We start from the raw sequence: 12519 nt of genomic DNA, 5'->3' as shown, positions 1-12519 counted from the left end.
AGTGACTTAATCGTTAAAGTCAAGTAAGAGCTCTTTGCATAAAATGACAAGAACAGTCGGCGATGAGTTGTACCCCGCATTGTCCCGTCCACGCCGCATTGCGTTGGTCGGCGAATGCATGATTGAAATGGGTGGGCGCGAAACCATCACCCAGACCTTTGGTGGCGATACGCTCAATACGGCGGTTTACCTCGCGCGAACGTGTCCGCGAGACCGGGTAACCGTGGATTACATGACGGCGATCGGAGCCGATGCTTTCAGCGGTGCGATGCGCCAGTCATGGCGTGACGAACAACTGGGTGATCGCCATGTCCAGGTGATTGCGGATGCGCTGCCGGGGCTGTACTTCATCCAGACCGATGACCGTGGCGAGCGCCGCTTCCTCTACTGGCGCGGACAATCGGCGGCACGCCGCATGTTCGATGGCCCGCAAGCCGAGCCACTGTTATCGGCGCTGGACAGCTTCGACAGTGTGTATGTCAGCGGTGTCACCCTGGCGATTCTTTCCAACAACGGCCGCCAGCGCCTGCTGCAACGACTGGAGCAGGCGCGCGCAAACGGCTTGCGCGTGGTCTTCGACAACAACTATCGACCTCTGCTGTGGGCTCATCCTGATATGGCGCGCAGCGCTCATCTGGCGATGCTCAAATTGACCGACCTGGCCATCGTGACCTGGGAAGATGATGTGCAGTTGTTCGGGTATGCGGACACCGAGGCGTTGTTTGCAGCCTATGCGGACATCGGCGTGCACGAGGTGGTGATCAAGCGCGGTGCCCGGTCCTGCTTGATCCAGTGTGCCGCGGGGCGCCTGGAAGTGCCTGCGCAACAGGTCACAACCGTGGTCGACACGACCGCCGCCGGTGATGCCTTCAGTGCGGGTTATCTTGCGTGCCGCCTGCAAGGAGGCGCGCCCGACCAGTCGGCCGCCTGGGGACATCTATTGGCAGCGACGGTCATCCAGCACCCCGGTGCATTGATCCCGCTGGCGTCGATGCCCGATACCCTCAGGGTTTGAATCAGGCCGCTCGCGCCATCTCCATCGAGACTGATTGTGGGCCACCTGTCAGTCCAATGCGCACGGACGCAGGCAACCGATAGCCATGGCAACCAGGCCGTCGAGCAAGGCCGTCTCCTCCAGTTGTGCCGGCATATCCTCCAATACCGAGCGGATGACACTGCGCAATCCCTGCCCGAGCAAGTAAGCCGCCAAGGCGGGGTGCTGCGTGGTGATCTCATGTTCGTACAGATGCAGGAGCGGCAGCCAGGTCGCTTCGATGAATTCACCTGTCGTGCGGTAAGGGCCGCGCCACATTCCCAGGTGAAGGGCGCAGTGGTAACGCAAGTGAAAGGCCTTGTTCAATTTGAACAGGCGTGTTTCGACACGAATGATGTTGGCCAGGATCTCGCGCAGTGCCGATTTCAAGGGCACGCCCACCAACCGTTCGCGCACCCTCAGCAGCTCCTCCGATTCCTCGTCGAGAACACGCTCGTAGAGCAAGGCGACGATCGCGTCCTTGTTGGGGAAATACTGGTAGATCGAGCCAACGGCAACTCCAGATATTTCCGCGATGCGGGCGACGGTCAGCGCCTGCTCGCCGGCCTCGTCCAGAATCCGCAGGCACGCCTGCTCCACGGCTTCGACCAGTGCGCGAGAGCGTGACTGGGTCGGACGCTTGCGCAACGCGGGAAGCTGCTCCGGCGAAGACTTTGGGGCCATCCTGGTTTCAACGCCTTTCTTGTTCATGGGAATCCGAGTGTGGCATTTCTAGCGGCACTGAAAACTCAATATTTATCAATTAAATCAATTGGTTAATAGAGACTTTCGGCGCTTTTGGAATGCGAATATTCCGGCTGTCGCGACCTGAGTATGATCGTTTTCGTCGATCAGACATCGTCCAAACGCGTAGTGATGCGCCCTGTTCAAACCCTACCGGGAGATTGCCCATGTCTTCATCTTTCACCGTCCGGCCCCTTGGCCCCAGCCTGGGTGCCGAAGTGCTTGACCTGGATCCGGCTTCAGTCGTTTTGCCAGAAACGCTGGCGGCGCTCGAGGCGGCACTCATCAAACATGAAACCTTGGTACTGCACGTCCCAGGGCTGAGACCTGAGCAACATCTGGCGATTGCACGGTATTTCGGTGAGCCGGAAGTGCACACCTTCTACCCCAACCTGGGTGAGGGCTTTGAACAGATCACCGTGATCGACTCCAAGTTGGGCGATCGAGCGGATATGTGGCACCACGACGAGAGCTTCCTGCCCAGCCCGCCGATCGTCACCATGACCCACGCGCAGATCCTGCCGCCCTGCGGCGGCGACACCTGCTGGATCAGCATGACCACGGCCTACGACGCGCTGTCCGAGCGCATGAAGCACTACCTCGAAGGCCTCAGTGCCTGGCATGACATGAACGGACCCATGACGACCGCACTGCGCCAGAACGTGGTCACGCACGAACGTTATATCGAGGTCGTCAAGGCGAACCGACGGCACCTGCATCCACTGGTCATCCAACACCCGCTGACAGGTCGCAACGCGCTGTACCTGAGCCCCACCTACACCACCCATATCGACGGCCTGGCGGTCCCTGAGGGCGACGCCATCCTTGCCTACCTGCATGCGCATTGCCAACACGTGCAATTCGGTTTCCGCCATCGCTGGCGCGTCGGCGACATGGTGCTCTGGGACAACCGCAGCGTGCTCCACAACGCCATCCTTGATTATCAACCGCACCAACGGCGCATGCAGCGCACTTCGGTATTCGCTCGCGGGTCTTTCCACGGGTAATTCATTGCCAGTCGCTCAAGAGGAAACAGTCATGTTGATGGATACGCTGAACAAGGATTTGCTGGCCCGCTTCGCGCCCAAGCCAGGTCGCCATGCGCTGCTGCCCGAATTATCACCCCGGCAGAGCGTGGCGTTGCTGTGTCGGGTGTTGTATCGCGAGGGCTATAACGACCACATCGCCGGCCACATCACCGTTCGCCAGGACGATGGCACCTACCTGGCCAACCCCTGGGAACTGACCTGGGGTGAAGTGACCGCCTCGGATATCGTGCGCCTCGACCAGCAAGGCAAGGTGATCGAAGGGCAGTGGAACATTACCCCGGCCATCAACCTGCACATCGATGTACACACCGCCCGGCATGATGTCGGCGTGGTGATCCACAACCATCCGCAGTGGGGTTCGGTGTGGTCGGCGGCCGGGCGTGTTCCACCGATCTATGACCAGACTTCTGCCCTGGTTGACACTGACCCGGTGCTCTACGACGAGTATCAGGGCACCGTTGAAGACACCGAACGAGGCCGCGCCGTCGTGGACGCGCTCGGTGCGCAAAAATGGGCGTTGCTCGCCAACCACGGCGTGTTGGTGGTGGCCAACGGCATCCGCCAGGCGCATTTGCGCGCCATCACCCTGGAGTGGCGCAGCCGCCTGGCCTGGCATGTCGAAACCCTCGGCGGCGGCTCACCCTTGCCCGCCAGCGTGGCGCTCGCCACCGGAGCGCGCACCGATGCCAATGGCTTTCCATTCCTGTGGGAAGCCATGGCTCGCGAGGAAATCCGGCGTGATCCAGGCGTTCTTGAGTAAGCCTCCCTCACCAGGCGCGGCGGCATGGCCGACGTCCATGCCGCCGGTACTTCGAACCTTGCCGAGACATGACCACGCGATGAAGCCCACCTTGCTACTGCTTTCCCGCTTGCCCGACAGTTTCATCATCCACCTGCGTGAGCAATTCGACTGCCACGCCTATTCGCTTCTCGACGAAACGCGGCTCAGGGAGCTGGCGCCCACTGTGCGAGGTATTGTGGCAACGGCCGAATCCCGCGTGCCCCGTGCATTGATCGCCCGACTGCCCGCGCTCGAAATCATCTCGGTGCTGGGTGTCGGTTACGACGGCATCGATCTTGAAGCCGCGCGCGAACACAACGTCTGTGTCACCCATACCCCTGGACTGTCCACCGACGACATTGCGGATTTCGCCATCGCGCTCTTGCTGTGCGCCACCCGCCAGGTGCTGAGCGCCGACCGGTTTGTGCGACGAGGTGAATGGCCCGCCGGCCGCTATCCGATGACGGCGAGGGTGTTCGGCGGGCGAATCGGCATCGTCGGTCTGGGCCGCATTGGCAGGGCAGTGGCGTTACGGGCCCAGGCGTTCGGTATGAGCATTGCCTATACGGGACGCACGCCAAAGGCTGACGTGCCCTATCGCTGGTGCAACGATGTGCAGGCACTGGCAGCGAGTGTCGATTATCTGGTGGTGTGTGCGAGCGGTGGCGCCGACACTCACGGCATGATCAACGCGGCCGTACTGACGGCGCTTGGCCCCAGCGGTGTATTGATCAATATCGCGCGCGGCTCCATCGTCGACGAACAGGCCCTTGTCGAGGCCTTGCGCGAACGCAGGATTCTCGCGGCGGGGCTCGATGTGTTTTGCGATGAGCCGCACGTTTCCCAGGCATTGCTGGAGTTGCCCAGCGTGGTGCTGACACCGCATATGGCCAGTACTACTGATGCGACAGTTCAGGCGATGCTGGATCTGGCGTTCGATAATCTGGCGATGCATTTCGCGGGGGAGGCTGTATTGACTCAAGTGAACGAGCAGTGCGACCTGCAGACTTTGCAGTGAAGGAGACGCCCGTAGTTGCTCTGACTGGCAGCCTTTGGTTGATTTCAGCCTTTCGTGAGAGGCAGCAATCGACCCCCATAGCAGTCGCTCATCAGCGGCAGCGACCGACACCACAAGGGCATTGAAGCAGAGCGGCTGCGCTTGCCTATGCCCATGAATCGGAGAACCATCAGATTCAAAGACGACGCAAAAAAGACCTGATAATTGACCTCATAGGGGAACTGTTGCGCGAAGACTAGTGCAACCCACTGGCTCTTCTTTCCACAACCCTGAAACTTAGGTGTACGGATGTTCCCTTGTCTTCGTGGTGGGTCAGAGTGGCTTCTCCTCCAAAACTTTCCATGATCTGCTTCACCATGATCAACCCTATACCCAGCTTGCCTTGCTTGGTGGTGTAGAAAGTCTTGAAAGCCATCATTTCCTGTTGCCGTGACATTCCATCTCCGGTATCACCAATGACAAGATGCAGCCATTGATGGGGGTCATCGACACTCGCCTGGATTGTTAGCTTTCCACCACCCGGCATCGCCTCGACGGCATTGGCGATGACGCTATTCAAAACTTGAGAAAGTAACAGTGGATTACTGATGATCCGGGGGGTGGGCTCGTTGTTGAACTCGACCTGGATTCTTGATTGAGCCAGCTGCGCGCTGTGCCTGGCCAACGTGGCCTGTACCACAATCATCGGCTCCACCAATTCCGCCTCTCCACGGATCGGCCGCAAGCATAGCAACAGTTCGTGCACCCACTGCGACATCCGATCCACTTGGCTGACAATATCGTCGATGTTCTTCTTGACGGGTTGGCAATCCATTTCGTTAGCCAGTTCTGCGCTGGAGCGAATGCAGGCCAGGGGGTTGCGCAGGCTATGAGCGACAGCGGTGGACATCTCGACCAAGCCCACGTACGTCTTGTTGGCGACGAGTTGCGCCTCCTGTGAAGCTAGCTGAATCGATGCCCGTCGAACAATCCAATACAGTCCGAAATAAAGCAGCAGCCCGCCCAGCGCGGTAGACAGCCAGATGATCCAGTGGCCCCGGTTGAGTCGTTCAATCAGATCGGCTGGTTCTTTGTAAATCTCAACCACAGCCAGCGTATTCCCCAGATCATCTACAAGGGGGATGTAGCTCTCGATGAAGAACATTTTGGGAGCGAGCAAAAATTGCTGTTCGGGACGAAGTTCATCTGCATTGCTGTACTTGGTGGAAACGCGGTCTTTCGAACTGAATGCTGCTTCAAGTGCCTCGTCGTTGACGATTTTTTGCCCAATCAACTGCGGGTTGGTTGACCACATTACCGTCCTTAGCGGGGAGTAGATGCTGATCAAAAGTGAATCGGGTAGGTGTGATAAGTGGTCGAGAAACTCGGAACGCGCCCGTTGACGATTCAGCGCCATTTCATCCGACAGCATTCCATATTGGGTGGCTGCCAAAACGTCACCCATCCGCATCCCGGACAACCCGTGGTGACGGATTTCTCCCTTGGCGATGGTCTGAATAAATTGCGCTGACAACAGCGCGTCGCGCTCCAGGCTTTCGATGACCAGGAAGCGCGTCGACACAAAACCCAGCCCAATGGCTATCGCGCTGATCAGGATGAAGCTGATGATCGAAAACCACCGCAGGAGGTTGGCTGGTTTGGTCGGCGCAATTGAGTCGACCGCTTCCCGAGGCTGACGTCTGAAATGATCTGGTATTGGTTGCATGGGAGTGTCCTGTGCGTGCTGCGTGGCCATTTGTAGCCGCTTGAATCACTCAGAGAATTGTTGATGAAGTCCCAGCATTCTTTATGCCAACAACTCAGGGTTTAGTCGCGTTGGCAACCCACCCAGTGTTCGTAACGTTTCAATGCTTAAGACGGAGCAAGCTGAATTTTTTTGGCAATGTCATCAGCACGGGCAAATTAAATTAATGGGGAAATACAGCCAACTCTGGGGGCATGCCCCCTGTAAACGGGGAATGGGAATTGATCGATCGGGGTTGAAGCTGTCTTGATACGTGTCCGCTTTTGGCCGATGCGCCTGTCGCAAAGGGCATTAGTTGAATTAATGCGGACAATCAGATGAATGCGGAGCGATCAATACATTGAGCTGAATAACTGCTCCGAATTTTTCACTTCACACTCCGTTTCTGCTTCCGCTCGCGTTAAAAATGAAAGTGGCAGGCGGCACTTTTCCTTGTTGTCGTAGATGTTAAAGCCAGAAGGCACCGTGTTGGAGTAGAAGCGGGTACCACTACGTATCGATCCCGTCTCAGTAGGTATCGCTGGAACGACAACAAATCGCGATGCCATTTCATAACCTGTATTTTTGGTCCTAATCCTAATGTTTAGCGGCAAATGGCTATCACATCAAATTTTCGTCATCAGACTCGACGAGCGGATTAACAGCAGGAGGCGCAACTAGCCTAAACGCGGTGGGATCAGGGTCGTGAACCGATGACTGCTTTTGGCCGAATGCCACCTTTCACGACGGGCGGCAAACGGCCAAAGCCGGCACTCATGAATACTCCACGACGTGAAGCAGCCAATCATGGTTGGCAGGAACAAGATATCTGCCTGTAGGCAGTGTCTATAAAGTTGTGGGTCGATTCAGCCAGTCCCGCTAACACCAACAACACCCATTGAGGAAAAGCAAAAGTGCCTACCCGTTAAAACAAGGCCGTCGCTAATAAACTTTTTTCAATTTCACCTGCGAGCCTCAGGATGGTTTCCTCGTCACCAAATTTGCCAACGATCTGCATCCCGATGGGAAGGCCGCCCTCCATGATCCCAACGGGGATGCTGATGGCTGGCTGTCCGGTCAAGTTGAACACTTCAGTGAAGGGAGAGAATGCGTAAGCGTTTTTATACCACTCCTCCAGATGCCTTTCCCCCGTTGTGACAAAACCACCAATCAACGGTGGAGCCAGCGCTACTGTGGGCGTGATGAGGACATCGATATTGGCGAAGCGATCCGCCATGTCGTGGCTTACTTTGTTCTGGGTGGCACGTGCATGGTGCACATCCAATGCTGATCTTCGAGTCGAGCATTTGTAAAACTCATAGGTAATCCATTCGACATCTTTTTCAGAGATTGGATAGCCGCGAGCTTGGGCCTTGTGCTCCATCAAAGCCTCGATTTCCATCTGCCAGAATAATGCGGCAGCTGCCCCGGCGCAGCTCATGTCGGGCCAATTGAAGGGGCGTAATTCATGGCCGTCTTTGCTTAAAAAATCCACGGCACTGAGTATCGCTTTGTGGATGGACTCATCGATACTCGAGCCATCCGGGCGGGCACAGGCAAAGGCGATTTTCAGTCGTGGCGACTTCGTCTTCAGGCATTCGAGCCAGGAGGGCGGGGCGGGGGGAGCGGCATAAGGCGCGCCGGATTCATACCCAGACAGGACATCCAGCAGCAATGCGCTATCGCGCACGGTCCTGGTCAGTACATGCTCGCAATCAAGGCCACCCACAAACTCGCCGACATGCGGACCTACAGGATTGCGCCCCCGACTTGGCTTGAGTCCAACCACACCACAAACGGCAGCCGGAACCCGGATCGACCCGCCACAGTCAGTGCCATGTGCAACGGGCACCATGCCTGCGCCCACGGCACAGGCCGAGCCTCCGCTTGATCCGCCAGAGGCGTACCGCGGGTTCCTGGGATTTCGGCAAGGGCCTTGCCATTCAGGCTCTGTGACAAAGTCTCCGGCAAACTCGGGCGTCTTGGTTTTCCCGAGAATGATTGCCCCGGCCTTGCGCAATCGACTGACAAACTCACTGTCGACCTGGGCGGGTGCGGCATCTTCGTACATTCGCGAACCGTGCCGGGTTGCAAAGCCATTTACATCGATATTGGTGTCCTTGATCAGGATCGGTACACCTGAGAGTGGTCCTGCCTTGGGATCCAGCGCCGCGCGCTGCGCGCCTTCGATATCGATTGCAACGACCGCGCCCAGGGCCGGGTCCTGGATTTCAATTTCCCTGGCGGCCAGGTTGACCAGCTCCAGCGCGGTGACTTCACCGGACTTCAACCGTTGAACGAGGCCCACGGCATCAAGACTCTTGAACTCTACAGGTGTCATTTTTACGCCTCCAGATCATAACCAAGTGCGTTGTTGAGGAACTCGTAAGCCAGGCGACGCGAATCATCGATCGTGTCCGGGTTGCAATCGACCGCAGCCCGCAACCATAAGCCGTCGATGAAGATCGCGATCATCTGCGCCCTGGAATGGGCTGTGGCCTTGTCCATGCTTTTTGCCAGGGCATGGAACAGTAAGGAATGGCTCCTGCGCGCCACGATGTTCTGGACCCGCTGCAATTTGGGGGACTGCGGTACCTGGGCCCAGAACGCGAGCCAGGCCGCGACATTGTCGCGCGTCAGGTTCAAGGCACTGACGTTGCCGTCCACAAACGCGAGAACACGTTCAGCGGGTGTCGTGGACAGTCGCAGGCGCGCAAAGATCTCGGCGTTGATGCGTTTGTTCAGCTCTCTCAAGGTGGCTTCGAGCAACGCATTCTTGTCCGAGAAATAGTGATGGACGATGCCGTTGGCCAACCCCGCGCGGGCGCTCACCTGGGCCATGCTCGTCCCCGCCATGCCTTGCTCGCCAATGAGGGCGAGCGTTGCCTCGACGAGCTGCTTTCTTCTGATTTCCTGCATTCCGACCTTTGGCATGGGCTTCTCTTTTATTTTCATTGGACACTCAATGAAAAAAAAGTTATCACTTGGTTCTCCTAAAAACAAGAGATCCAAGGGGATTCGGTATGAAAAGCAGTGCTATCGGTTGTGCCGTGCTGTTGATGACATTCCAGGGGATTGCCGGCGCCGCGGAGCCGGCGGCGTGTCGCGCGCCTCAATTCGCAGAGGTTGGATGGACCGACATCACGTTGACGACGTCCTTGACCACTGCCGTATTGGAAGGACTGGGCTACACCCCGAAAGTCATCACGCTATCGACGGGAATCGCCTACAAGGCGATGGAAGGCAAGAGCATCGACGTGTTCCTCGGAACATGGGACCCGGCGTTGATCGAGGCGGCTCAGCCTTACTACGACAACAAGTCGATCCAGACCGTGCGAGTGAACCTCACCGGCGCAAAGTTCACCTTGGCGGTTCCGCGATACGTCTATGAGCAAGGTGTCAAAAGCTATGCAGACCTGGACACTTACAAGGCAAAATTTGGCGGGAAAATCTATGGCGTAGAGCCGGGCGGAAACAAACCGATCCAGAACCTCATCGCCGATAACGCGTACAACCTGGGTAGCTGGAGCCTGGTTGAGTCCAGTGAGAAGGGCATGCTGACCCAGGTGGCCAGGCAAATCAGAAAGAACGACTGGATCGTGTTTCTGGGCTGGGCACCTCACCCCATGAACAAGAATATCGAACTGGAATATTTGTCAGGCGGCGACAAGTACTACGGAGCAAATTACGGCGCGTCGTCGGTGCGTACCGATGTGCGCACGGGATACCTGGACGAATGCCCCAACGTAGGTCAGCTTCTGAAGAATCTGGAGTTTTCCATCGATGCCGAAAACACCATGATGGACTACGTGATCAATGGCGGGCTTGACCCACGCTCTGCGGTAAAAAAATGGCTGGGTGATCATCCCGAATGGCTGGATAAAACGTTGCTCGATGTCCAGACAGTGGAAGGTCAACCGGGGCTCGCGGCTGTGAAGTCTTATATGGATACTGCGTCCCGATAGGGCCGGCAATGGCAGCGCTCAGTACGCCTAGCAAGTTCGTATGGGTAGAATGGCCGTCATCGATGCCAGCTCAGCATCGATGACCCGAGCATAGGTGTCCAAATGACTCTTCCGTCCGATGACCCAATCGCCAGTGACTGGATCAACATTCGCCGCGATCAGGAAACCGGGATCGAAAGCGTGCATGCGCATTTCCAGGGCCACGCCTACGATCCCCACGATCATGATGAGATGCTGGTGGGCGTGACGCACCAGGGCGTGCAGCGCTTCAGTTGCAATCGCCTGACGCATACCAGCACGCCTGGCCGATCGATATTGATCGAGCCAGGCGCTCTGCATGATGGCTTCGCCCCCGAACCCGAGGGCTTCACCTACGGCATGCTCTATCTCCCACAGCGCTGGGTATCGAGCATGACCGACCGCCTCGGCGTGGGGGACATATCCTCGCTCGGTGCCGCCTTTCGCAACACCCTGACCGACGATGTCGGTCTCAGGGATGCGATACAGCGTGCCTTCCTGGCCATTCATCAGAACGAAGGGCGGCTGGCCAGGGATGAAAGCCTGGACCTCCTCATGCAGGTACTGTCCAGGCACCTGCGACCAGCGCAGCCATCCGACAAGGCCGAGTCGGCACCGGTGATGGAAAGGGCCAGGGATTTCCTGCATGTCCTGATGGCCACGGACGTCAGCCTGGATGAGCTCGCCGACTACACGGGCATCGACCGTTTCAGGCTTACCCGGCAGTTCAAGCGAACCTACGGCCAGGCGCCGCATGCCTATCTGATCAGGCTCAGGCTGCGGGCTGCTCGAGCGTTGCTGGCCGCTGGCAAGCCCGCGGCCGACGTGGCCGCCGAAGTGGGCTTTTCAGATCAGAGCCACATGGGCGTATGGTTCCGCCGCGCCTACCGCCTTACCCCGGCAGCCTATCAGCGGCTGTGCACAAATCTAACAGACTGACGCCAGCCCTCGACTCCATCATCACGTTTCAGTTTTGAAGGAGTACGCAATGTTCGACACCAAAGTAGCGATCATCGTCCGCAACGACCTTGCCATGTGGCAACGGATGAACGTCGTCGCCTTTCTCGCAACCGGTATCCCGTCGGCAGCACCTGAGGTCATGGGAGAGCCCTACGTGGATGCCAATGGCCATTGCTACGCAAGCATGTCCGGCCAGCCAATGCTGATCTTCGAGGCCAGTCTCGAGCAAATCCAGAAGGCCCACCGTGTAGGCCTGGAGCGCGAGCTGACCCTGCTGCCGTATGTGTTTGCCATGTTTTCTACCGGTCATGATGAGGCGAACCGCAAGGTCTTCCTCGAGGAGGATCCGGCCAACATGGATTTCGTCGGCATTGCCATTCGCGGTTCCAAAAAAGCAGTCGACAAGGCCATCAAGGGTCTCTCGCTGCACAAGTAACTCCCGGACGCTCATACCCGCCTCAGACCTGGTTTGCAGGACAGGTACGGGCGGTGATTTTTCTGGAAAAAAACATGCACACATCACAGATTTCTTTCTGTCCCCTGGAGCCAGCATGAGCGAATCAACACTGGCGGCTTTCTGGGCCTTTTCACTGCTCTTTGTCTTCACACCCGGCGCGGACTGGGCCTATGCGATCTCGGCCGGGATTCGCAACCGAGGCGTTGGTGCTTCCGTTCTGGGGCTGCTGGCCGGGTATGTGGTACTGAGCATTCTGATTGCCGCGGGAGTCGGCGTACTGATTGCCGGTAACCCGGTTCTCATGGCCATCCTCACCGTAATGGGCGCCATGTACCTGGCATGGCTCGGCTATGGGATGCTGCGCAACCCGCCGGTTCCGCATACTGATAGCGCCGCCGAAAACGCGGGCAGCTGGCTGACCTGGTTCCGCCAGGGTGCGCTTGTCAGCGGCTTGAATCCCAAGGCGTTCATCTTCTTCCTCGCCTTCTTGCCGCCGTGGACGTCTGAGACTGCGACCTGGAGCATCCCCGCCCAACTCCTGGCGCTCGGCCTGGTGTATACGGCGAGCTGCTCGGTGGTCTATTCAATGGTGGGGTTCGGGGCGAACAAGGCATTGCGAACCCGGCCAGGTGTTGCACGGCTGGTAGGAAGATTTTCCGGCGTGGTCATGATCGGCCTTGCCTTGATGCTGGTTATTCGGGAGTTCTTCCAAAACTAGAAATTCACAGCCGATAACTGTTGGCTGCGAGAGTCAACAGTCGCAGGGGGACG

The 12519-nt window shown here is 57.7% G+C and carries 12 protein-coding genes; 8 read left to right on the top strand and 4 right to left on the bottom strand.

Annotation, left to right across the window (positions count from 1 at the left end):
* The first annotated feature begins 43 nt into the window (after nt 1-43).
* A complete protein-coding gene (locus tag HFK74_RS20830) occupies nt 44-1015 on the top strand; it encodes a sugar kinase (protein WP_180205140.1) in 972 nt (323 codons plus the stop codon).
* Nucleotides 1016-1063: 48 nt separating this feature from the next.
* Here HFK74_RS20830 and HFK74_RS20825 read toward each other — a convergent pair whose 3' ends face one another.
* Nucleotides 1064-1744, bottom strand: a complete 681-nt coding sequence (locus HFK74_RS20825; RefSeq protein WP_180205139.1) for a TetR/AcrR family transcriptional regulator — start codon at nt 1742-1744, stop codon at nt 1064-1066.
* 200 nt (nt 1745-1944) lie between these two features.
* Between HFK74_RS20825 and HFK74_RS20820 the strand changes: the two genes are divergently transcribed.
* The 3 genes from HFK74_RS20820 to HFK74_RS20810 are packed head-to-tail and all read left to right on the top strand — an operon-like array spanning nt 1945 to nt 4625.
* Nucleotides 1945-2784, top strand: coding sequence for a TauD/TfdA family dioxygenase (locus HFK74_RS20820; RefSeq protein WP_180205138.1), 840 nt, complete (start codon nt 1945-1947; stop codon nt 2782-2784).
* A 31-nt stretch (nt 2785-2815) separates the two neighbouring features.
* Entirely contained in the window at nt 2816-3586 is a 771-nt protein-coding gene (locus tag HFK74_RS20815) for a class II aldolase/adducin family protein (RefSeq protein WP_180205137.1), read from the top strand.
* Entirely contained in the window at nt 3564-4625 is a 1062-nt protein-coding gene (locus HFK74_RS20810; protein WP_368738171.1) for a 2-hydroxyacid dehydrogenase, read from the top strand. The genes HFK74_RS20815 and HFK74_RS20810 overlap by 23 nt, the downstream gene beginning before the upstream one ends.
* A 235-nt stretch (nt 4626-4860) precedes the next feature.
* On the opposite strand, the gene HFK74_RS20805 is transcribed toward HFK74_RS20810, so the two are convergent.
* From HFK74_RS20805 to betI, 3 genes are all read right to left on the bottom strand, one after another.
* The gene (locus HFK74_RS20805) at nt 4861-6330 is read right to left on the bottom strand and encodes a sensor histidine kinase (protein WP_180205136.1); all 1470 of its coding nucleotides are present in this window, start codon (nt 6328-6330) and stop codon (nt 4861-4863) included.
* A 943-nt stretch (nt 6331-7273) separates the two neighbouring features.
* Nucleotides 7274-8689 carry an amidase gene (locus HFK74_RS20800; RefSeq protein ID WP_180205135.1) on the bottom strand — a complete coding sequence of 472 codons (1416 nt, stop codon included), beginning with the start codon at nt 8687-8689 and terminating at the stop codon, nt 7274-7276.
* 2 nt (nt 8690-8691) lie between these two features.
* Complete coding sequence (betI, locus tag HFK74_RS20795; RefSeq protein ID WP_257230380.1) at nt 8692-9360, bottom strand: transcriptional regulator BetI; 669 nt, start codon at nt 9358-9360, stop codon at nt 8692-8694.
* 11 nt (nt 9361-9371) lie between these two features.
* On the opposite strand from betI, the gene choX reads away from it, so the two are divergent.
* From choX to HFK74_RS20775, 4 genes are all read left to right on the top strand, one after another.
* Complete coding sequence (gene choX / locus HFK74_RS20790; RefSeq protein ID WP_180205134.1) at nt 9372-10313, top strand: choline ABC transporter substrate-binding protein; 942 nt, start codon at nt 9372-9374, stop codon at nt 10311-10313.
* A 102-nt stretch (nt 10314-10415) separates the two neighbouring features.
* Nucleotides 10416-11270: an AraC family transcriptional regulator gene (locus HFK74_RS20785; RefSeq protein WP_180205133.1), complete on the top strand. Its 855-nt coding sequence runs from the start codon at nt 10416-10418 to the stop codon at nt 11268-11270.
* Nucleotides 11271-11319: 49 nt separating this feature from the next.
* Nucleotides 11320-11727, top strand: a complete 408-nt coding sequence (locus tag HFK74_RS20780; RefSeq protein ID WP_180205132.1) for a DUF2000 domain-containing protein — start codon at nt 11320-11322, stop codon at nt 11725-11727.
* A 115-nt stretch (nt 11728-11842) separates the two neighbouring features.
* Complete coding sequence (locus HFK74_RS20775) at nt 11843-12466, top strand: LysE family translocator (protein ID WP_180205131.1); 624 nt, start codon at nt 11843-11845, stop codon at nt 12464-12466.
* The last annotated feature ends 53 nt before the right edge of the window (nt 12467-12519 follow it).

Source organism: Pseudomonas sp. SbOxS1 (assembly GCF_013416725.1).
Classification (GTDB): Bacteria; Pseudomonadota; Gammaproteobacteria; order Pseudomonadales; family Pseudomonadaceae; genus Aquipseudomonas.
The sequence above is the reverse complement of the archived record's forward strand: the minus strand, read 5'-3'. Positions and strand labels throughout refer to the sequence as shown.